Annotated in this window: 25 protein-coding genes, 3 tRNA genes and 1 pseudogene; 12 read left to right on the top strand and 17 right to left on the bottom strand. The window is 39.5% G+C overall.

Annotated features, from left to right (window positions below):
* Positions 1 to 23: 23 nt before the first annotated feature.
* Positions 24 to 113, top strand: a tRNA-Ser gene (locus NTU69_07700).
* Positions 114 to 286: 173 nt separating this feature from the next.
* The gene (locus NTU69_07695) at positions 287 to 1,900 is read left to right on the top strand and encodes a cache domain-containing protein (GenBank protein MCX5803396.1); all 1,614 of its coding nucleotides are present in this window, start codon (positions 287 to 289) and stop codon (positions 1,898 to 1,900) included.
* Positions 1,901 to 1,954: 54 nt separating this feature from the next.
* Here NTU69_07695 and rnr read toward each other — a convergent pair whose 3' ends face one another.
* Together rnr and NTU69_07685 are read right to left on the bottom strand one after the other, a co-directional pair.
* Complete coding sequence (rnr, locus tag NTU69_07690) at positions 1,955 to 4,063, bottom strand: ribonuclease R (GenBank protein ID MCX5803395.1); 2,109 nt, start codon at positions 4,061 to 4,063, stop codon at positions 1,955 to 1,957.
* 124 nt (positions 4,064 to 4,187) lie between these two features.
* Positions 4,188 to 4,282, bottom strand: a tRNA-Ser gene (locus NTU69_07685).
* Positions 4,283 to 4,327: 45 nt separating this feature from the next.
* Between NTU69_07685 and NTU69_07680 the strand changes: the two genes are divergently transcribed.
* Complete coding sequence (locus NTU69_07680; GenBank protein ID MCX5803394.1) at positions 4,328 to 5,320, top strand: hypothetical protein; 993 nt, start codon at positions 4,328 to 4,330, stop codon at positions 5,318 to 5,320.
* Here the strand turns inward: NTU69_07680 and NTU69_07675 are convergent.
* From NTU69_07675 to NTU69_07665, 3 genes are all read right to left on the bottom strand, one after another.
* A complete protein-coding gene (locus tag NTU69_07675) occupies positions 5,310 to 6,065 on the bottom strand; it encodes a YdcF family protein (protein ID MCX5803393.1) in 756 nt (251 codons plus the stop codon). The genes NTU69_07680 and NTU69_07675 overlap by 11 nt on opposite strands.
* A gap of 78 nt (positions 6,066 to 6,143) precedes the next feature.
* The gene (locus NTU69_07670; GenBank protein MCX5803392.1) at positions 6,144 to 7,040 is read right to left on the bottom strand and encodes a patatin-like phospholipase family protein; all 897 of its coding nucleotides are present in this window, start codon (positions 7,038 to 7,040) and stop codon (positions 6,144 to 6,146) included.
* Entirely contained in the window at positions 7,015 to 7,659 is a 645-nt protein-coding gene (locus NTU69_07665) for an MBL fold metallo-hydrolase (protein ID MCX5803391.1), read from the bottom strand. The genes NTU69_07670 and NTU69_07665 overlap by 26 nt, the downstream gene beginning before the upstream one ends.
* A 121-nt stretch (positions 7,660 to 7,780) precedes the next feature.
* On the opposite strand from NTU69_07665, the gene NTU69_07660 reads away from it, so the two are divergent.
* On the top strand, positions 7,781 to 8,485 hold the full coding sequence (locus tag NTU69_07660; protein ID MCX5803390.1) for a thymidylate synthase: 705 nt from the start codon (positions 7,781 to 7,783) through the stop codon (positions 8,483 to 8,485).
* A 29-nt stretch (positions 8,486 to 8,514) separates the two neighbouring features.
* Here the strand turns inward: NTU69_07660 and NTU69_07655 are convergent, their stop codons facing one another.
* The 4 genes from NTU69_07655 to NTU69_07640 form a co-directional block, all read right to left on the bottom strand.
* On the bottom strand, positions 8,515 to 9,402 hold the full coding sequence (locus NTU69_07655; GenBank protein ID MCX5803389.1) for a hypothetical protein: 888 nt from the start codon (positions 9,400 to 9,402) through the stop codon (positions 8,515 to 8,517).
* The gene (locus tag NTU69_07650) at positions 9,403 to 9,945 is read right to left on the bottom strand and encodes a hypothetical protein (protein ID MCX5803388.1); all 543 of its coding nucleotides are present in this window, start codon (positions 9,943 to 9,945) and stop codon (positions 9,403 to 9,405) included.
* Between the two features lie 23 nt (positions 9,946 to 9,968).
* Complete coding sequence (locus tag NTU69_07645) at positions 9,969 to 10,241, bottom strand: HU family DNA-binding protein (protein MCX5803387.1); 273 nt, start codon at positions 10,239 to 10,241, stop codon at positions 9,969 to 9,971.
* A 56-nt stretch (positions 10,242 to 10,297) separates the two neighbouring features.
* A tRNA-Met gene (locus tag NTU69_07640) sits at positions 10,298 to 10,371 on the bottom strand.
* A gap of 122 nt (positions 10,372 to 10,493) precedes the next feature.
* Here NTU69_07640 and NTU69_07635 point away from each other — a divergent pair.
* Positions 10,494 to 11,447 (top strand): NAD-dependent epimerase/dehydratase family protein, encoded by a 954-nt coding sequence (locus NTU69_07635; GenBank protein ID MCX5803386.1) that lies wholly within the window; start codon positions 10,494 to 10,496, stop codon positions 11,445 to 11,447.
* A 9-nt stretch (positions 11,448 to 11,456) separates the two neighbouring features.
* On the opposite strand, the gene NTU69_07630 is transcribed toward NTU69_07635, so the two are convergent.
* Genes NTU69_07630 through NTU69_07600 form a run of 7 tightly spaced genes read right to left on the bottom strand, consistent with a single transcriptional unit; the run spans position 11,457 to position 17,891 of the window.
* Positions 11,457 to 13,352 (bottom strand): hypothetical protein, encoded by a 1,896-nt coding sequence (locus NTU69_07630; protein MCX5803385.1) that lies wholly within the window; start codon positions 13,350 to 13,352, stop codon positions 11,457 to 11,459.
* A 30-nt stretch (positions 13,353 to 13,382) separates the two neighbouring features.
* On the bottom strand, positions 13,383 to 13,628 hold the full coding sequence (locus tag NTU69_07625; protein MCX5803384.1) for a hypothetical protein: 246 nt from the start codon (positions 13,626 to 13,628) through the stop codon (positions 13,383 to 13,385).
* Between the two features lie 8 nt (positions 13,629 to 13,636).
* A complete protein-coding gene (locus tag NTU69_07620; GenBank protein ID MCX5803383.1) occupies positions 13,637 to 14,701 on the bottom strand; it encodes a cytochrome bc complex cytochrome b subunit in 1,065 nt (354 codons plus the stop codon).
* On the bottom strand, positions 14,682 to 15,152 hold the full coding sequence (locus NTU69_07615; GenBank protein MCX5803382.1) for a Rieske 2Fe-2S domain-containing protein: 471 nt from the start codon (positions 15,150 to 15,152) through the stop codon (positions 14,682 to 14,684). The genes NTU69_07620 and NTU69_07615 overlap by 20 nt, the downstream gene beginning before the upstream one ends.
* Positions 15,149 to 15,883, bottom strand: coding sequence for a succinate dehydrogenase iron-sulfur subunit (sdhB, locus tag NTU69_07610; GenBank protein ID MCX5803381.1), 735 nt, complete (start codon positions 15,881 to 15,883; stop codon positions 15,149 to 15,151). The genes NTU69_07615 and sdhB overlap by 4 nt, the downstream gene beginning before the upstream one ends.
* Positions 15,880 to 17,583, bottom strand: coding sequence for an FAD-binding protein (locus tag NTU69_07605; GenBank protein MCX5803380.1), 1,704 nt, complete (start codon positions 17,581 to 17,583; stop codon positions 15,880 to 15,882). The genes sdhB and NTU69_07605 overlap by 4 nt, the downstream gene beginning before the upstream one ends.
* A 2-nt stretch (positions 17,584 to 17,585) precedes the next feature.
* Positions 17,586 to 17,891, bottom strand: a complete 306-nt coding sequence (locus NTU69_07600) for a hypothetical protein (protein MCX5803379.1) — start codon at positions 17,889 to 17,891, stop codon at positions 17,586 to 17,588.
* A gap of 214 nt (positions 17,892 to 18,105) precedes the next feature.
* On the opposite strand from NTU69_07600, the gene NTU69_07595 reads away from it, so the two are divergent.
* From NTU69_07595 to NTU69_07565, 7 genes and pseudogenes are all read left to right on the top strand, one after another.
* Positions 18,106 to 18,369, top strand: a complete 264-nt coding sequence (locus tag NTU69_07595; GenBank protein MCX5803378.1) for a winged helix-turn-helix transcriptional regulator — start codon at positions 18,106 to 18,108, stop codon at positions 18,367 to 18,369.
* A 32-nt stretch (positions 18,370 to 18,401) separates the two neighbouring features.
* Entirely contained in the window at positions 18,402 to 18,674 is a 273-nt protein-coding gene (locus tag NTU69_07590) for a DUF4258 domain-containing protein (GenBank protein MCX5803377.1), read from the top strand.
* The gene (locus NTU69_07585; GenBank protein ID MCX5803376.1) at positions 18,671 to 18,886 is read left to right on the top strand and encodes a hypothetical protein; all 216 of its coding nucleotides are present in this window, start codon (positions 18,671 to 18,673) and stop codon (positions 18,884 to 18,886) included. Before NTU69_07590 ends, NTU69_07585 begins: the two co-directional genes overlap by 4 nt.
* Positions 18,887 to 19,063: 177 nt before the next feature.
* Positions 19,064 to 19,366, top strand: a complete 303-nt coding sequence (locus tag NTU69_07580) for a nucleotidyltransferase domain-containing protein (GenBank protein MCX5803375.1) — start codon at positions 19,064 to 19,066, stop codon at positions 19,364 to 19,366.
* Positions 19,359 to 19,727, top strand: a pseudogene (locus NTU69_07575) (DUF86 domain-containing protein). Before NTU69_07580 ends, NTU69_07575 begins: the two are co-directional and overlap by 8 nt.
* 401 nt (positions 19,728 to 20,128) lie before the next feature.
* On the top strand, positions 20,129 to 20,266 hold the full coding sequence (locus NTU69_07570; GenBank protein MCX5803374.1) for a type II toxin-antitoxin system HicB family antitoxin: 138 nt from the start codon (positions 20,129 to 20,131) through the stop codon (positions 20,264 to 20,266).
* A 140-nt stretch (positions 20,267 to 20,406) separates the two neighbouring features.
* A complete protein-coding gene (locus NTU69_07565; protein ID MCX5803373.1) occupies positions 20,407 to 20,904 on the top strand; it encodes a hypothetical protein in 498 nt (165 codons plus the stop codon).
* Between the two features lie 85 nt (positions 20,905 to 20,989).
* Here the strand turns inward: NTU69_07565 and NTU69_07560 are convergent.
* Positions 20,990 to 21,494: hypothetical protein (locus NTU69_07560; protein MCX5803372.1), on the bottom strand; the 505-nt coding region annotated here is incomplete at its 5' end.

The following is a 21,494-nucleotide window of genomic DNA, read 5'->3' as shown; positions in this document are numbered from 1 at the left end:
ATCACTAATCACTGTTTCTATCCGGAGGGATGGCTGAGTGGCCGAAAGCGGCGGTCTTGAAAACCGTTGGGCGTTTACGCGCCCCGTGGGTTCAAATCCTACTCCCTCCGCCACCTAAAAGCAGTGAATAGTGATAAGTGATGAGTGAATAGTGGTGAATAAATTGCAAAAAAAAGGTTACGTATGATATAAAAAACTTATATTTCAAGACCTGACCCCAGATTGGTTGTTCGGTTTATTGATATTTGCCAACCTTAAAATCACTAAGAAAACGGTTCTTGAGCATATGGGACATGAAGCACATTATGCTGCGCTTTCTTTGGCAAATGAAGTAGATATCCTTACTGAATCTTCACGGAAGATTGCAGATGGTATGGCACATGCACTTGAAATTGCTCCGGAGCTGGACGCTAATTTCATAAAAAATTTGATAAAGACTAATGTCGAAAAAAACCCAGGTATTTATGGGTCGACCATATCATTATTACCGGGAGCAACCAGGCTTGGATATTATGGTCCTTATTATTATCGAAACACAAAGGGTGTTAACTATAAATCATTGGGTTCCTCATATGACTACACAAAATGGGATTGGTTCAGAATACCAATGGAAACGGGAAAGGGTTCATGGGGAGAACCATACTATGATGAGGGGGGCGGGAATATCCTCATGGTTACCTATTCTGCACCGATCTTCAGGAATAACAGAAAGATTGGCGTAGCAACCGTTGATATCAGTCTTAATAATCTGGTACACAAGGTACAATCACTGAGAGTAGATATGGGTGGCTACGCCTTCCTTGTGAGCAACAAAGGTTACATTATCGCCCATCCTGACAAAGAGTTTTTATTAAAAAAAATATCACCTGATAATGCAAAAGATTTTCAGAATAGACTGCTTAAAGAGCTGTCCGCACTTATGACCATAAATGGGATACGCTCTTCAACAGAAATAGACCCCTTCACGGGTAAAGCATCCTGGATTATTACCACACCCATAAAATCGACCCAATGGACGCTGGGGATTGTTTATCCCTATAATGAAATCTTACGTTCCATCTATAACTTGCAGTATGTATTGGGGATTATTTCTTTAATCATTGCAGTACTAATGGTGATTTTTATATTGTGGATATCTTCATCAACCACTTCTCCGATTTTAGACCTTGTAAGACAGACAGGGCATTATGCTGCGGGCGACTTCAAGGACCGACTGGATGAAACCAAAGGACCTAAAGAAATACAAAAACTCTCAAACGCGTTCAATGTTATGGGAGGAGCAATAGAACAGAAAATTCAAGAGTTACGGGATACACAGAAAGAAATTGTCTTTCACCTCAGCAGGGCTGCCGAATATCGTGACAATGATACTGGCATGCACATAAAACGCATGAGTCATTATTGTGCTTTATTAGGGAAGGCATACGGACTGAACGACGAGGAATGTGATTTATTTTGCCTTGCAAGCTCTATGCATGATATCGGTAAAATAGGTATTGTCGATGCAATTCTTCTGAAGAAAGGGAAACTTGAACCCGATGAATGGAAAACAATGCAAACCCACGTCCAGATTGGCGAAGAAATCCTGTCAGGTGGAAACTCAAAGTTAATTCAGACGGCACAAATTATCGCTTTTACGCACCACGAACATTGGGATGGATCAGGCTATCCAAGAGGAATGAAAGGGAAGGAAATACCGATAGTCGGCAGGATCACGTGCCTGTGTGATGTCTTTGATAGCCTTACATCAGAACGCCCTTACAAAAAGGCCTGGACAGTTGAAGAGGCATTGAATGAAATTGAGATAAATAGTGGCAAAATTTTTGATCCCTATCTGGTTGAATTATTCAAGCGTATATTGTCTGATATCCTTGATATTAAGGGTAAGCTCACTGAGTAATCGCAGTAAGACTGAAAGCTGATCCCGCCGGAGGAGGGACTGATAGCTAAGTGGCTATCTTGGAATAAGTGCGAAGTGTAGCTGATTTTTCTCCACATCTGCCATGACGACCCTGATTTTTACTTTATCCCCTAAGCGATATATCTTTCTTGTCCTCCTCCCGATAAGCCTGAACTTTTCCTCCTGGAAGGCATAATAATCGTCTGAGAGGCTTGAAAGAAGGACTAAACCTTCTACAAATACATCAGAGAGTTCAACAAAGAAACCGTAGGATGTAATATGGGAAATTATTCCATCATATACCTCACCCAGCCTATCTTTCATGAATAAAACCCTTATCCTGTCCTCTATTTCCCTTTCAGCGTCCATTGCAATACGTTCCCTTTCAGAGAGATGAATTGCCATCCTTTCAAGTTCTTTTTCGTTGTATCTGTATCCGCCATTGATGATGTTTTTTAAAATTCTATGACATACGAGGTCGGGGTATCTCCGGATGGGCGAGGTAAAGTGTAGGTATGTATCTAATCCTAAGCCAAAGTGTCCTTTGTTGAAAGCAGAATATTTTGCCTGTTTCATTGACCTTAAGAGTACACGGTTAACCAGGAATTCGTATTCAGTCTCTCTGACTTTTCTAAGTATGGATTGCAGGGAAAGGGGATTTTTTGTAACCCTTTCATGCTCTATTCTGAGGGCATACAGGAGCTTTTCAAAATTTATTAACTTCTCCCGTTCGGGATGCTCGTGAATCCTGTATATGAGGGGTATATTTTTACTCGATATGAATTTTGCCACTGCTTCATTTGCTGCAATCATAAATTCCTCTATTATCCGGTGAGAAAAGAGTCTTTCAGCCCTTAGAATGCTCTTCACGCCCCCTTCTATGTCTAATATAACCTCTGGTTCAGGAAGGTCAAAGTCAAGGTTCCCCCTTCTTTCTCTCTTGCCCCTCAATAACTTTGCCAATTCCCCCATATATTCTAATTCAGGTAATACTGGTCTTGTTTCTTTCCTAACAGTTTGATCTCCTTTCATCAGAGCGTCTTCTACCTTATTATAAGTGAGTCTCATCGCACTTCTTATGGTTGAGGTATAAAAGGAGGTTTTTTCTAAGTCCCCATCTCTATTGAAATCTAATTGAACTGTGACGGCATATCTATCATCGTTTGGATTCAAACTGCAGATACCATTCGATAGTTCTTTTGGCAGCATGGGTATTACACTTCCTGGAAAGTAGACACTTGTTCCCCTGGCATATGCCTCCCTATCAAGTGAGGAGTCAATCTTGACGTAGTGGGAGACATCGGCTATGGAAACAAATAGGGTATAGCCTTTGTAAGTTTTTTCCACGTATACTGCGTCATCAAAGTCTTTTGCAAATTCTCCATCTATGGTTACAAATTTCTTTGCTCTCAAGTCTTTCCTGCCATTGTGAGCAACATCTAAACCTATCTGTTTTAAATCTGCATTGATGGCCTTTTTAAATCTTGCTGGAAAATCAAATTTGTAGGTGACAAAAAGGGAGATGGATTTTGTATCATTCAGTTCATTAAATACCTTTATAATTTTGCACTCAGGGTCTTTTCTCTCTTCAGGGTATTTGGTAATTCTACAGGCAACAAGCATGTTTTCCTTGAGTATTATCTCCTTGAATGGTTGTTCCACGATAAAGCGATGCGAGACCCTCTCGTCATCAGGGAAAAGATATAACAGGTCCTTGTATGGCTTTATAAATCCTGTCACCGTATGCATTTTTCGGTCTGTCACCTTTATTACCTTACCCTCCCTGACATGCCTTCCTCTATGCTCTATCCTTACAATAACCCTATCACCGTGGAGGGCATTTTTTATGAATCTGAAGGGGACAAAGATATCTTTTTCGCCTTCCTTATCAGGAATTACAAAACCGTTACCACTCTTTGTACACCACAATGTCCCTGTCTGGAGGTTCATCTCGTAAGGGATTCCAACCCTTTTGTTTTTAAGTTTGATTATTGAACCTTTTTTTGACATGTTTCTTATAAGTGATTTTAGTTTCCTCCTATCTTCTTTAGTAAGATGGAGGTTCTCTTCCAACTCGTTTAATCGAAGGGGCCTTTTTTCTTGTTTGAGGGTTTTTAACAGGTTCTCTTCGTTTAGGTTGATAAAGGAGGTTTTGGTTTTCATTTAGTATTTTGAAGAAGGGTTCGAGGGTTCAAGGATTCAGGGGTTTTAAGGTTCAAGTTTTTTACTCACCACTCATCACTCACCACTCATCACTCACCACTCATCACTATTCACTGCTTTAAAGTGGCGGAGAGACAGGGATTTGAACCCTGGGTACGCGTTTTAGCACGTACACTCGCTTAGCAGGCGAGCACCTTCGGCCATCTCGGTCATCTCTCCATTTGACAAAGTATACTTATTTGAATTATAAAAAGCAATAACACAATGGGAAAGCCAGGGTTCAAGGGTTCAAGGGTTCAAGGGTTCAAGGGATTTAGCGACATTTTGGGAATCAGACACGATTTATTAAAGACTATAAGGGAGTTTTTTTATAGAAGCGACTACCTGGAAGTAGAAACCCCTAATCTCATGAAAACTGCATTGCCAGATCCATATATTGACCCGCTGAGGGTATATTTAGATGATAGAGGACCCTTTTACCTTCATACATCACCAGAGATGGGCATGAAGAAGCTGCTTGCAAATGGGCATGATAGGATATTTCAGATGTGTAAGGTTTACAGGTGGGAGGAATTAGAGGAGGTTCATAGCATAGAGTTTACAATGCTTGAATGGTACATGAAAGGGACATACATACAGGCTATGAACGAAGTAGCTGAGCTTATATCCTTTATCGTGGACAAACTCTATGTAAGCAAAAAGGAAAATTTTAAAAGACCCTGGAAGATTTATGAGTTGGAGCACCTTTTCCTTGAAAAGACAGGCATAAATCCATTCAAATTGGATAGAGATGCCCTTTTTATGGCTATGAAAGGGATGGGTTTTGCCGGCATTGATGAAAGAGACAGCTGGAATAACCTCTTTTTTAAACTTTTTATACAGGAATTGGAATGCAGGATAAAGGAAGATGCACCCTATTTTATTAAAGATTGGCCTTTATCTGTGTCTACAATGGCAAAGAAGAAGGGTACTAATAAGGTAGAGCGTTTTGAACTTTATATAAATGGACTGGAGATAGCGAATGGGTATACTGAACTCTTAAATCAGGAGGAACAGAGAAACAGGTTTTTGAAGGACAATAAGGAGAGGGCAGGCCTTGGTAAACAGACGTTTAAAGCAGATAAAGAATTTTTAGAAGCCCTATCCCGGTTAAGGGGCTCTTATGCCGGTACTTCTCTCGGGGTTGATAGACTTCTTATGGTTCTACTGCATAGAGACAAGATTGATGATGTGATGGTGGAGAGATTCAGGGCATAATTTTGTAAAACAATATCCCCATATATTCTTTTAATGCAAATGTAATACAGGCCATATTTGATGCATCAGGTAAAAAGCTGAAAAGGTCATATTTTATCCTTGCTGTCTTGTATCCTGTAGGGTAGGGGATTATCTCCTTAAAATACTTACTGAATAATATCTGGGACCTTTTCATGTGAAAGGCGCTTGTAATGAGAAGTATTCTGTTTATTTTATTTTTATCACATATCTCTTTCACATACTTTGCATTCTCAAAAGTATCCTTGCTCATTGATTCTGTAATGATATGATTCTCCTTAACCCCGAATGATAGAAGCTGTTTTTTTGCCACCTCTGATTCAACCTTTCTTTCAAAGACCTTTCCACCTGAGAGTATTATTGGCTTTTGATTTATAAGGTACAGTTGATAAGCCCCAATTACCCTGTATAAGGCATCTCCTGTGAGTATTCCTTTCCCATCAATACCCGGTGCATTATCGAGAACACCACCGCCCAGAACGATATAGGCATCGCAAGTCTTTATCTCAAGCTTTGAGGGAACTTTATATGCATCTTCAAGAGGTATTAGAAATGCATCTTTTGTAGGTTCTATTGTAAATATGTACAAGGCAATGGACAGGAATATAATGAATAATTTAAGCCTTTTTTTCAGGAAAAGGGCAGATAAAATCAAGAAGGTGATAAATATACCTGGTGGAAGGAGAATATATGTAATAATCTTTTTTAAGATAAATGTGATACTCAACACCTCAATTTTTCTTATCCCTTGTCCATTTTTTTTAAAGCTTGCACCCTGCCTACTGCTTACCGCTTACCATAACTCTTATTGGTAGTTTGATATCAGTTCCTTGATCCTTGGGATTGCCTTCCTGGTGGCCTTTATCCCTTCTTCCACCAACATTTTCTTCTGTGTAAAATCAAACATGGAAACACCTTTTGTATCCGGTTCTATGATTACATCAGCGTATTGCAGTTTTGCCTTATTGGCTTCGTGCATTGCAATGTTTATAGATTGGGCAATTATATCTATCAAAGAATCTATCCGATAATCTTTGATGTCCTTCAAGATATTCACTGCGATCACTATGTCGGCACCTTTGCTCCTTGCAACATCGCACGCAATATTATTAGTTACCCCACCGTCTACAAGCATTCTATTTCCGAACGTTACAGGGACAAAGATACCAGGGATTGCTGAAGAGGCCCTTATAGCCTTGGCAAGAGAGCCTTTTTCTAATATGACTGTCTCTCCTGTGTTAAGGTCCGTGGCTATCGGATAAAATGGTATCTTTGTATCTTCAATTCTCTTTGCTTTTACTGTTTGTTCTACAAATGTTTCAAGCCTTACGCCCTGCGCCGGACCGAGTTTCGAGTAAATTAAAGAGAAGTCGAGTATATCGTTTTTCTCTATTTTAAAGGCTGTCCATTCAAGCTGGAAGCTATCAGGATTTGAGGCATATATACCGCCTATAAGACTCCCAACGCTTGTTCCGACTATCATATGTATGGGTATCTTTTCCTGTTCAAGTATCCTTATTACACCAACATGGGCAAATCCCTTTGCTGAACCCCCTCCAAGTACAAGGGCAATTTTTGGCTCCCTTTTTTTCGATACCTCTGGTACTTCAGGTATGGTTTGGCAGGAGAACAGAAGGATTGCGATAATGCATAAGGTGAATAAGGTGAAGAATCTTTTAATGGGAAGACTTAAGTCCAACATAAGGGTTATATACCTTTTCCATGCCTATGGTGCTTTTTGGTGCATCGCCGTAATTGTGACCAGGGGCTACTATTGTTTCGTCGGGAAGGGTGAAAAGTTTATTACGAATAGATGAAACAAGGACTTCCCATGAGCCTCCATCAAGGTCTGTCCTCCCAACAGCTCCAACAAAAAGGGTGTCACCGGTAAATACCATTCCTTTGTGGTATAGGGAAATACTGCCCGGTGAATGCCCGGGCGTATGGATCACCTTCAAGGAAGTTTCACCTATTGTTATATAATCTCCTTCTCTTACGGTGATGTCTGCCGGAGGTGAAGGCTCTGCACCAAACATGTTTATCATGTAGGATGATTGATGTATGAGGCCATTTGCCTCTTTCTCGTGGATGATGATCTCGGCATCTGTCAATTCTTTCATCCTTCTGTTTCCCATAGTATGGTCTATATGAGAATGTGTGTTGACTATATATTTTATATTATACCCTCTGTCTTTGGCCTCTTTCAGCAGCCTTTCACCATTTGCCGCAGGGTCAATGACAAGGGCTTCTTTTGTTTTTTTACACGCAACGATATATGCAAAAACGGCAAAACCACTAACTTCTATTTGTTTCACAAACATAAAAACCTCCTTATTGAATAAAGATAATACTTTTTAATGCTGTTTTTCAATTTATTTGATAAAATTATAATCTGCTTGCAGGGCAGGCAATGAACATAGAACATTTAAAGCAGGAGGGAAGATGAAACCTGTTTATATTGAGGCAAGAGATATACCTGATGCATGGTTTCAATGTATCTACAGGATATTTGAAGATGATGGTGTCCATGAATATGTGGTAGAAAGAGGTTCTTTTGAAGGTAATAAAAGAAGAGAGTTTGATTTGGTGATGTTGAACATAAAATATCCAGGAACGAGGCCACTAGTTCCTGATATTCCATTAGAACTTGGAATACCTGCGCCTACGAGCATGGAGTATGTTGAGGAATATCTTCAATACTTGATGACGGATAAAAAAGGGGATAATGAGGTGTATACATATGGAGAAAGGCTGACAAATCCAAAGGTGTTGATAAACGGGAAAGAGTATATATTAGGTGTGAATCCTGTAATGGAGGTCATCGAGATATATAAAAAACAGAAGTATGGAACCAATCAGGCAATTATGGAGGTAGGTATGCCTCAGGACATAAGACTTGAAGACCCGCCCTGCCTCAGGTTAATTGATACGCGCCTGATGAATGGGAAACTGCATTTTGTCCTTTATTTTAGAAGCTGGGATCTCTGGGCAGGACTTCCATCAAATCTTGCTGCAATTCAGCTTTTAAAGGAGTATATGTGTCATGAGATTGGTGTTGAGGGTGGCACCATAGTAGCAGTGAGTAAAGGATTGCATCTCTATGAATATACCTTTGGTCTTGCACTGAAGAGGTTGAGAAGGGAGTGAATAAAGTAGGCAGTAGGCACTTATTGTTTTTAAAAATGTGAGGGTAAAGAGATCTTATTATACATGTCTTTGATTGTCTTTTGTATAGCGCCTATATCAGAACCTTCAGTGATTTTATAGGTCTCATGTAAATTTGACTGAGCATCAAGCAATGTGAGGAATAGAAGGTTATTTCTCGTAGAAATCATTTCTGCAAATACCCTTCTCTGGTATATAAAGGAGATTCCATAATAAGAGGATTCTATATGGGCATCTTTACAGTGGTAAGCTGCAAAGTTTAATAGCTCGTTCACTATATCTCTGAACGTGTTTGATGATAGTTTGTCTATATGTTTTTTTACATAGGATTCTCTAAGGAACTCATTCATCTCTATTTCAAAGGCTTTGTGATTTGTTATACCAGTTTTTTCTCTGAGTTTATTGAGATTATATGCATAATCAATTATCTCAGGATAGGTATATGAATCCTTTTCCCATAATTTTTGAAAGATTGCATCAGCTTCTTCCCACGAAAGCTCCTTTTCTATATCTGTAAAGAGGTTTTTTCTCAAGGCCTTATCATAGAAATTTTCTATACCAATCTTTTCTATCCGGCTGTCTACGTATAAACTCCATATTTGATTATATCTATCCCTTATCTTTGGTTCTCTATCTTCATCAGGTGTTATTTTTGGATCGTACTGGAAGTTAGGGTTTAAAACATCATAGATGTACAAAAATAAATGGTATATTCTGCCATAGAGAAAGAGGGTATTTTTCCAGATAGTTAACTTGACATCCAGAAGGCCCTTTTTCCTTTTTATAAGTGCCTTTTCGTTCCAGGGGGAATCTGTTTCCTCAATAAATGTGCTCCTAACAGATTGGGCTATCCCCAATGAATTTATTACATCTTTAGCAATTATCCTTTTTTCTTCCAATTAAAATTCGCCTTCTAAGTTAAAAATCTCAAGAAGGAGTGTTTTTGATTTCATCCATGTTGAGTCGGGCTTGGTTGAGAAGGGTGTTGTTTCGAGTACTTCTGATAGATATTTTCTTGCTTTGTCTGAATCCCCCTTTTTTGTATATATGTAGCCGATATGATAGGCTGATGTTTCTTTTATCTTATTGTATTTTGGTATAAGTTGTTCCATCCTTCTCAGCTTTATTAAGATTTCTTCCTTTTCATTCTGGGCTATTGAAGGTTCGTTTATAATCCTTTCATAATGTGTCTTAATAAACTGAATCGTACTTAAGGCATCTTTTGTATAATCATATATATTGAGAAGGATTCTTAAGGGGCCTTCGATTCCTCCTTTTTTTAATTGTTCTTCTGCCTTTTTTAATGAACTCTGCACATTTGAATCGTTTATAACGGTCTCCTTTTGCGCAGGTTGTTTCTTGACCTTTTTCTCGACCCCGAGGGATAAATTGGGGGAATATAAGGTGAATAAGAGCAATAAAACGAGGAAAGGGGTTACCATAAGCCCCTTCCTCGTTAAAGTGTCTATTTTACTGCTCCTTTCAGTTTGTTCCCAGCTTTGAATTTCGGGACTTTGCATGCGAGTATCTTTATCTCCTTTCCTGTTCTTGGGTTTCTTCCTGTTCTTGCTGCCCTCTTTACGACTGTAAAAGTACCAAAACCGGTTAATGTAATTTTGTCACCACGTTTTAGAGCCTTTGTAATATTATCCATGAAGGATTTTAGTGCTTTTTCTGCTACAGATTTTTTAATACCAGCGTTGTCTGCAACATTTGCTATGAGCTCGGCCTTTGTCATTCATTTCACCTCCTTTCAAGAGTATAAAATATAGGGCTTAAAAAAGTTTATCAATATGGCGGTGCAGGGAATTGAACCCCGGACACTGCGGATATGAGCCGCATGCTCTAACCATCTGAGCTACACCGCCTTATTTTTCATATATGATATAATGCCAATATTGTCAATAATAAATTAGATATCCGGGTGTTTTTTATTTTTCTGCGCCAATATCTGTGCTATAAATCATTTATTACCTTAAGTGGAGGTGTTATGAAAGCGTTGGTTACAGGTGGTTGTGGGTTTATAGGTTCCCATGTGGTAGATGCTTATATCAATAAGGGTTATGACGTTGTGATAGTGGATGACCTTTCTTCGGGAAAAAGAGAGAACAAAAACAAGAAGGCAAGGCTTTATGTAGCAGACATTTGTAATGTGGGCATTGGGGATATTTTTTATAAAGAAAAACCGGACATTGTAAACCATCATGCTGCACAGATATCTGTTCCATTGTCTGTAAAGGACCCGTTTTTAGATGCAGAGATTAATATTAAAGGAACAATAAGGCTTCTTGAATTGTCGAGGAAACACGGGGTTAAGAGATTCATTTTCGCTTCCACAGGGGGTGCAATCTACGGGGATGCAAAAAAGGTACCCACCAATGAGGCATATTACCCGGAGCCTGAATCACCTTATGCAATCTCAAAATTTGCATGTGAGAAATATATAAAGTTCTATTACGACCAATATGGTCTTGAGTATATGGTTTTAAGGTACAGTAATGTATATGGACCGAGACAGCTCCCCCATGGAGAAGCAGGTGTTGTTGCAATCTTTACAGAAAAACTCCTCGCTGGTGAGCATCCTGCACTTTATCATTTTCCGGATGAAAAACGTGGTATGGTCAGGGATTATTGTTATGTGAAAGACATAGCGCGTGCAAATATTGCTGCTGCAGAGAGCAAGAAAATGGGTATATTTAATATAGGCACCGGTCGAGGGACATACACACAGGATTTATACAAACAGATACTCGATGTCATTAGAAAAAAAGGTAAAACAATTCCCGGGGTCTTTGATAAACCCAAAAGGGGTATGGCGAGGCCAGGAGAAATAAGGGCCAGCACCCTTAATATCAGAAAGGCAAAAAGAGAACTGCACTGGGAATCAACGTATGACATTAAGAATGGTTTATTGGAAACAGTTGATTGGTATCTGAAAAGGTGAAGCTCAAAATTAATTGTTTTTTTTCGTCAGGATGGCAAGCCCATTCTTGATTTCTATCTCATACCTCTTTGATTTTTTCAATTCAGGTACCAATACATCTTGAGTATCCTCTAAGATTATGACCAATTTGCCTTGCTGTTTTAAATATGGCATGCCTCTTTTTATATAGGCCTTTGTTACCTCTGTAAGTGGTAGCTCTTCTTCCCATGTATAATTTAAGGCAGGCTGTATAAATATAAAATCAAATGCATTATTAAGGAGAAAGGGGAATTCAATCTCTAAATGGAAGAAACCGTTTCTTTTAGATATTTTTTTTGCGTCAACAAACCAGTCTTTTTTCCTAAAAACATCCCATGTAGATTCATCACTATCCAGACTAAAGAGCATATCCTGAATCCTTTTGTTTTCAACCATTTTGTAAAAGTATGTTGTTGTTATAATGTCCAATATGTCTTTTATTCTCTCTCTATATTTTGTTAGCTTCACCTCAAGCTCGTTTTTTATCTCTAAATCCTCCTTTATCTTTTCGGAGAGAGAGAAATAAAGTTTATACATTTCTTTAAACTCCTGGATTATATCTCTGGGGTGTCTATTGAATAGACCCATCTGGTTTTTTGTATCAAGGGTATCCGTGATATCCTTGATTGACATCCCGAGTAGCGGATTGCCTAATTTGTAATTTTTTGCTCTTGAATTGAAGAGGCTACTCATCATATTTTGCAGTATATCAAGGGACAGATGTGACCTCTCAATACCGTATAGAAGATTCTCAATAATATATCCTTTTAGTGTAATTTCATCTTCCCATTCTGCAACAAAGGTGTTTTTTCCTTTATAGGGTAGCGTAAAAGATGTATAGGCAAAACTCTCCAGGAGTTGAGCAGTGAGATTACCAAAGCCCGGGGTCATATCGAGTATCTTTTGAGAAAGTATGCCCTCTTTGGTGTAATCCTTGTCTTTGTTTTGCAGGATTATTTCTTCAAGATTTAAAACAGTTGGCGGTTCCCTCTTATTAAAAAGGTATGAGGAAATATCTGACACATTGTATTCATTAATTATCTTTGGTTTTGTATAGTTTTTTTCCATGAGTTCAACACGTTTTTCTCTCAGATAGTCTTCTGTTAATGGGAGATTGCTTTCTGGAAAGAGTTCTCTGAATGCGTTCGTTATCCTTGGGTATATTTCTACCCTTTTTTTCAAGTTCTTGATGGATTTTTGGGTTGAGTCCTTTTTTTCCTTTAATAACCCTATTAGCTCTATCCTTTCTTCTTCCAGTATAGCTGGAATAACCGTTTTTAATCCGGAAAGCGAAAAAATCTGGTAGAAAAGGTGTAAGGCCTCTTCGTTTCCTCCAATAAGGGATGTTTCTATGTCAATTTCAATGATTCTTTTTTCAAAAAGGACAGGTTTTTTTACAAGGATCCAGTTTTTTCCATTTGTGAGTATACCCCAGGGAGTCTTTGATTTTTTTAATAGGTAAATGATCTGATAGATTGGTATCCTGTTTTCAAATTCTAAATAAAAACCACCTATACCTTCTTGAAGATTTCTTCCGTATCTTTTTAAGAGCAGTATACCGAGTACATTGTTATAATATTCACTGGTGCCCCAGAGCCGTGAGCCTTTTATTCTTTCTTCTTCTGAGGTAAAGAGGGCTACATCAGGACTTTTCACATATTCTTCGAAAAATTTTGGTTTTGATTCATACGCATATCCAAGGTTTTTAAGAACAGGTTTTATCAGATTCGTTTCAGTATGGATCTCACTTGCAAAGTCTTTTATATCCTGAAATTTTGTTAAAATTTCTAAAAGGGAGGCATATATACTATCTTCTCTCGGTAATAAGAGAATCTTTTCAATACTTGACTCGGAAACAAGGGTGTTCCTTAAAATTGAAGGATGCATACGTTTGAAATGATAATAGTTTAATGCTATTTAGTCAAGGAGAGGAATATCTTTCTCTTCTTTATCTATGCCCATCTTCTGGATTCTTTCAATCTCTTTAAGTTTCATCCTGATAATTATAATAAGTCCAATGATGGCTATCCAGAAAATGGCCAATGTATGGAATATGATAAACCTGTCATAAGGGACAGTAGGAAATACCTCTATCTTATCCTGAGCCCAGAGGGTTAGTGTGTTGGTAAAGATTAATGAAAGTGTGAAAATGATCCTCTTCATGTATCCTCCTAACTCAGAAAGCCAATAACAGTCATAACAACGAAATATACAAAATAGATTATGCCGATCCATGTAAAGAGGAAGCTTTTCTCTCCCCGGCTCGATTTTCTATCAAAAAGAGGTATAAGAAAAAAGAACAGTATACCGCAGGAGATAAGTATAATAGCAATCATCTCACCATTCAACCCCATGATTTCTCCTGGAAATAACTTTAATGTCTGGAAGAGGAAGAGAAAATACCACTCTGGTTTTATATTTTCAGGGGTAGGTGCAAGGGGGTCTGCCTTTTTCCCGATCTCCGGAGGTAAAAGCGTAGAAAGGGTTACTACTATTCCAAGAACGATAAGCCATATTATAAGGTCTTTGTAAAAAAGATTCGGGAAAAAGGGGATTTGTTTTTGTGGCTTCTTTTCTAAGGATAAGGGTACGCTCATTCCGTGATACTGAACAAGAAGGATGTGTACGCCGATTAAAAAGAGCGTGATGAGTGGAAGAATTGATACGTGGAATGCATAGAAACGGGTGAGGGTATCACCTGTTACATCTATACCACCTCGTAAGAAGGCCTTGATAAAATTACCAATGATTGGAAGATTACCCGCCCCGCCTGTTGCTACCCTGACTGCCGCAAAGGCCCTTTCATCCCAGAGTAATAGATAACCGCTCAAACCAAAAAAGATAGATATGCCTAAGAGTATGAAGCCAGAAAACCATAAAAATTCTCTCGGCTTCCTGTAGGATTTTAAGAGCAGGGTACTCCACACATGGATAAAAAGGACAACTATGGCGAGCTGTGCACCCCAGTGATGGAGGGAACGGAAGAACCACCCCATATTCAATTTTGTGACAATCTCTATGATACTCTTATGGGCGTGTTCAAAATAGGGAATATAATAGAAGGCAAGAACCATGCCTGTAATAAACTGGAGACCAAAGAGAAAAAGGGTAATGCCACCCGTATAGTACCAGATCTCATATTGATGAGTGGGAACAAGCTTATGCTTAGTAAGCCTCTTTAATTCTTCGAAATCATATCTTTCTTCAAACCAGTTCTTAAGCCTTTGGCAGTTCAACCTTTATCCCCTTTTTGGCAACGATAAACTTTTCACCTTCCACCTTTACATCAAAAAATTCAAGAGGTTTTGGGGGTGGCCCTGCTATGTTCTTGCCATCCTCATCAAACCATCCCTGATGACAGGCGCAGTAAAATTTCTTATCTTCCGGTTTATAGGTGATGTTGCACTCCATGTGGGTACATACCCCTTTCAATGCCACCATTGTACCGGAATCTTTCTTGAAAAATAGACCCAGAACACCGCCCCACGGAAAGGGCTTGGTAGAATTACTCGGGATATCGATATAGTCCTTTGTGTTGAGAACAACGAAATCAGGTTCTTTACCAAGGGTAGGGAAGGCAAACTTTAAAAGGGCATAGAAGCTTCCGCCACAGAATGTAAGAAGCCATCCGCCGAATAATGTATTGAGAAATGTTCTCCTCGTAATGAGAGAGTAGTTGATTTTCATCTTTTTCCCTTCCCGAACAACTTGTATTTCAAAAGCTTCTTTCTTAAACCAACTATGGAATCGGTAGGTCTCACATCTTTAGGGCATGCATCGATACATCTTAAAACCATATCGCAACCCCAGACACCCTTATCGTTATTTATTTCTTCAAGCTCGGCTGCTGCCCTTTCATCCCTTGAGTCGAGCGCAAACCGTTCAAGCTTTGCCAGTGCAGCTGGTCCTATATACTCTGGGTCCCTTGCTAATACAGGACATGCACCATAACAGGATGCACAGAGGATACAATTTACAAACTGGTCAATACGCTTTCTTTCTTCTTCGCTCTGCTGAATCTCCTTTTCCGGGTCAGGGCTTTTTCTTATCAGGTAAGGCTTAACCTTCTCGTACATATTCCAGAAGGGTGTCATATCCACCACAAGATCTTTTATGATTTCGAAATTTGGAAGAGGTTCGAGGATGATCGTGTTTGACCCGAAAGTTGCAACCTGTGTTCTGCAGGCAAGGTCTATCTTGCCATTTATAACCATTGCACAGGAACCACATACAGCAGACCTGCATGATGACCTGAATGAAAGGGTACCGTCTATTTCGTCCCTGATACGCAGGAGAACCGCAAGGATTGTTAAACCGGGTATTACCTTTATACGGTATGATTCAAAATAAGGCTCAATTTCAGATTCTTTCACATCATACCGGAGAATCTTGAATGTATATTCGCTGGCAGTAATCAATATTTTCTCTCCATAGGTTGATAGTTCGTTATTACAACCTTTTTGGAGGAAATCACCGGTTCACCATCTTTTCCTATCTTTGCAATTGTATGTTTGAGCCAGTCAGCATCATTCCTTGTATTAAAGTCCCTCCTGAAATGAGCGCCACGGCTTTCTTCTCTGAGGTATGCCCCTAATGCAATTGTATGGGCTACTTCAAGCATGTATTCGAGTTCTATTGCATTAATAAGTTCATGGTTCATGTGCAATTTTGTGGAAGTAACGTGGACATTTTTATATCTTTCTTTCACTTCTGCGATATTTTTTACTGCCTGCTCAAGCTCCTCTTTCTTTCTGAATATGCCTACATATGCACTCATTGTCTTACTCAGGTCAGCAAGGATCTTGTATGGTTTCTCATTACCTTCATGTATTAATTTGTGTATTCTCTTTTCCATCTCTTCTTTCTTGCTCATGAGAAGCCTTTCATCTAATTTTATCTCACCATTCTGAAGATACTCATCAATTACAAAGGATGCCAATTTCCCGAAAGCGATAGTTTCAAGTAATGAGTTACCACCAAGCCTGTTTGCTCCATGGACGCTCACGCAGGCACATTCCCCTGCACCGTAAAAGCCTTTTATATCAGTTTCGCATTTCTCGTTTGTGTCTATTCCACCCATGGAATAGTGCTGGCAGGGCATGATAGGAATTGGTTCAAGTATCGGATCGATGCCTATGAAGTCAATACATATGTTCCTTATGCTGGGGAGCCTTTCAAGTATCTTTTGTGCCCCTAAGTGTCTTATATCAAGATTGATATATTTACCTAAAGGATGTTCAAGCCCTCTTCCTTCATCTATCTCTGTCTGGATACTTCTCGAAACAATATCCCTCGGGGCAAGCTCCATAGCGCTTGGTACATACCGTTTCATGAACCTCTCGCCGTCTTTATTTGTAAGATACCCGCCTTCACCCCTGCACGCCTCTGTCATAAGGATGTTCGTACCTATGAGGGTTGTTGGATGGAATTGAACAAATTCCATATCCTTTAAGGGAACACCGGCCTTATAGGCGATGCCAATACCGCTTCCCGTATTGATAAGGGCATTTGTGGAATAGAAATATACCCGTCCATACCCACCTGTAGCAAACAGTGTTGCCTTTGCACGTATGGGGACGATTTCACCGTTTTTGAGATCAAAGGCAATGACACCATGGCACTGACCGCCATCGGTAACAAGCGCTATAACGAACCACTCGGGATAAAACTTGACCCCTTTGGCAGTAGCCCGTTCGTTAAGAGTATTTAGTAACACATGTCCGGTTAAATCAGCTGAATAGCATGTCCTTGGATAGCCTGCGCCACCGAAGGGTCTCTGGGCAATCGAACCATCAGGGAACCTGCTGAATGGACATCCCCAATGCTCCATTTCATACACGATCTTTATAGCCTCTTTACACATGATTTCCACGGCATGCTGATCTGAGAGATAATCGCTACCTTTTATAGTATCAAAGGCATGTTTTTCCCATGTGTCGTCCTTCCCGTTAGGATTGTTTGCAAGGGCGGCGTTTATTCCACCCTGTGCGGCGATTGAATGTGACCTTATTGGATAAACTTTAGATAAAAGTCCTACATTATATTTATCGCAAAGACCAACTGCTGCCCGGGGTCCTGCAAGACCCCCGCCTATAATGAGAACGTCATGATAAAGCATAATTATGAAGTAATAAAATATATGTATATCAAAGCTGCTGAAATGATAGATGCTATTATGTTAGATAACCAGAATAACTGTTTTTCCTTTCTATATCCAAAATCCATAATAATGGTTCTTAAGCCGTATATGCTGTGAAAGGTGAATAATACAAGTATAAGAACATCAAGAACAGGTTGCCTGTGTAAACTCAGTGCCCAATCAGGTTTTTTGTCCTTTGTAAATAAGAAGAAACTGGTAAGGATTTTTATTCCGAAGAGTATTATGAGGGAGACACCACTGATTCTGTGGAAGAGCCAGATGAACATAGTAACTTTTATTTAACAACTGAGATTTTCTTTGTCAAGATAATTTTTTCACAATGAATAAAATATATACTAAGGGTCTTGTATAGAAGATCCTTCGCCCTCCACTCTTTGCCCTCCGCTTCCTCAGCCCTTCGCTCTCAGCCCTTCGCTCTCAGCTAAATTTGCTCTCAGCTCTCAGCTTATGTTCTCCGCTCCCAGCTCTCAGCTATGAGCCATGAACGAATCCCATTTTAAAACCCTCAGGGAACTTTCAACCGAAGGCGCCATTACCCAGCGGGAGCTATCCAGAAGGCTTGGCTTAAGCCTGGGGAGTATAAACTACATTATTAGAGCCCTCATGGAGAAAGGATACATCAAGACTCAGCACTTTAAAAATTCAAATAACAAGCTCGGGTATATATATCCTGACACCAGAGGGAATGAAACAAAAACTAAAACAGACGAAGATATTTATGAAAAGAAAACTCGAGGAATATGAACAGCTCAAGCTGGAGATAAAAATCCTCAAAAATGGAAACACTCAAAGATAAGTTACATAACGAATCACCAATTAAGGTTAAGGTTAAGGTTAAGAAAGATGACCCCGAAGGAATTTACATAGAAGAGTATCCTGAGTACCACAAGGGACCATGCGTTCTTGTTCTGCAGCCTGATCGTTTCGGCAAACCAATACATGTGGTGTTGGGTATTTCCAAGAACCTGTCTTCTCCGGCAGTTCTGGTAACCGCATACAGACCCGATCCGGAGCGATGGTCAGCCGACTTCACGAGGAGGAAGGTATGAGAAAAAGAGGGTATACTAAACTCGTTCATGAGGGCGAATACATTGCTGAAGTTAATGTGGAACTGATCGAGAGCGATGAAAGTTGGTCGCCTTATCTTTCATTGGACGATGCGTATAAACTTGATGAAGTTCGGGAAGAGCTTCGTCGCGGCGACGTTAGGGTTGCAGCGCAATTTGGAAGAATTTATACTCTGGTTCCAATTGCGGTTTAGGATTTGCAGCATCTAATAGCTTGCCCGCCTGCCAGCGTGTTAGCTTGCCAGCTATGAGCTATCAGCTATGAACTATGAGCTATGTAAAGGATAAAGATCCCCACACAACCAAACAACCCCAGCAAAATCATTGGCAGATTAGCGTGAATAAGGTAAACTGTATGAAGGAGTACAAAAATGGAAAAATTATCATTAAAAGATATAATCAAACATTTACAGAGGAATAAAGGATACCTGTACGACAGGTTTGGAGTAACCAGCATCGGAATTTTTGGAAGTTTTGTGCAAGGGGAACACACTTCTTCAAGCGATATTGATATGGCTGTAGAGATAGAAGGAAACAGGAAAAATATTCATAGTTTCCTGCAGCTCAAGAGACATTTAGAGAAAGAGACAGCAAGAAAAATAGACCTGGGTTTTGAGCATTCTCTAAAACCAATAGTGAAAGAAAGGATAAAAGAACAAATAATTTATGTCTGAAAGAAATTTTCACTTATATCTTACAGATATCCTGGAGTCAGGCAGCAATATACTCGAATTTACGAAAGGCATGTCCTTTGAAAAATTTAGTAATGATCGAAAAACATGCTCGGCAGTTATCAGAAAGCTTGAAATTATTGGTGAAGCCGTAGGAAAACTTCCCGATGAGGTGAAACAAAAACATCTTGACGTAGAATAACAGGATATAAAAGATTTTAGAAATCTGTTGATACATGAATACTTTGGAGTTGATCTGGAAATCGTGTGGAAAGTTATTCAAGATGACCTTCCCGGTTTGATGAATAGTGTCAAGGAAATGATGAAAGAAGCGCCACACTATCCCATATCCGGTCAGAAATAAAGTATCCGCATTTATATGTGTCAAATCCGTGTGATCTGCGGTGAATAACTTTGGATTTTGAACTTAGAACACAATTGCTTTCATCTTGTCCGCCATCAGCTATGAACTATGAGCTGATTCTTCGTGCCTACTCCCTGCTATGATTTTGCTATGAGCTATCAGCCATGAGCTATGAGCTTTTTTACGCTATGCGCTATGCCCTCTACGCTGCAGCAATCAGCCATCAGTATCCAGCAACAAGTATCTAGTGTCGAGCAGCCAGCATTCAGCATCCAGCTCTCAGCGCTCCGCCCTTAGCCACCATATAGACCAAATAGACGAAATAGATGAAACAACTTCCGAGAAACCGCTTGTCAGCATATTCTCTTTATACTATATTACTGTTCAGGAGGTGAGTTCACATGAAATCAAAAAAACTTTCATTTAGAATTGTTTTTAGACCCGAACGAGAGGGTGGTTATACTGTTATAGTTCCATCACTTCCCGGATGTATTACCTATGGAGAAGATATAGAGCAAGTGGGAAATAGGTCAGGTTAAAAAGGACAGGGCTGAAGTAATTATCAGGTACAAAAGGTCTGAGAGGCCTGCAATATTACAGATGTTCAGAGAAGATGGCGTGTGGAAGGTAGGTCTTGAAGAAACATTCGGGATATTAAAGAAGTAGGAAAAGGGGTATCATGGGCGATTATGACGATGAAAGACCAAGCTGGCGTGACTTAGACAGGAGAAAGGACAGAAGCAGGCATTACGGGAGACAGGAAAAGACCCAGGAGAAGGGGCGGGAAAAGGAAGGACCCAAGGATAGGTGGCAGGAGGGCAGGGTAAAAGAGGCATTGGACAGGCTCTTTATGGGGAAGAAGGGAACCGTTGAGCACGATAAACTCTACAGAAAGGTTCATGGTTCTTATGGGTCTGAGAGATTTCTGGTGAATGTAAAAAAATATATTGAAAATTATGGGTTACCGGATGATGCATCAACACTGATACTCATTCTGGATACAAAGGAACAGGGTATAATTATTCAAACCATTGAAAAGCTTAAAGAGATTTATCCAGCCTTGTCTGACAGGCAAAAAGAGGATGTAAAGAGGAAGCTTTCAATTATTGCCATCACAGATAGATCAAGAGAGGTAAAATCAAAGGCAGAAGAAGTAATGAGAGAAATAAATCAGTAATCAGGGGTTAGAATATTCCATAGTTTATTACCTCGTTTTCATATTTTATTTTTTTCCGCCTACTCCCTACTGCTTACTCCCTACTTTATAAAATGAGTGTGTTTGACCCGTTTGGTATTATATAGCATATCTGTTCTTTACTTTTGTCTACTAAACCTATTGCATCCTTTATTGTCTTTTTTGGAGTTATACCCATCCTTTTTACCTGTCTTTCTTCAAGTTCTGATACAAGGACAATATTGCAACTTTTTGCTTTCAACCTTGTTGCGTAGGCAGTCTGGGCATAGACCTTATCGCTTTTTCTCACGTGGAACTCCATATCCTCTATTGTTGGATATTCAAACCACCTTAAGAAATCATCGTTTCCAAGACCATCTTCACATTTTCCGGCAACAATAATTGTCCCCTTATCTCTTACTGCCCCCATTGCATGTTCAATGGCCTTGTGTGCCTGAATAAAGTTTATATCCTTTGGAAAACCTCCCGCACTTACGATTGCTATATCGCCCCTTTTTTTTATACGACATCCGAAGTTCTCCATAAACCATTTACAGCCGGCCACATGGGCTTCATTTATATTGCCTGTGAAT

It is taken from the genome of Pseudomonadota bacterium, assembly GCA_026388215.1.
GTDB lineage: Bacteria > Desulfobacterota > Syntrophorhabdia > Syntrophorhabdales > Syntrophorhabdaceae > JAPLKF01.
This window is presented reverse-complemented; position numbering and strand designations above follow the sequence as displayed.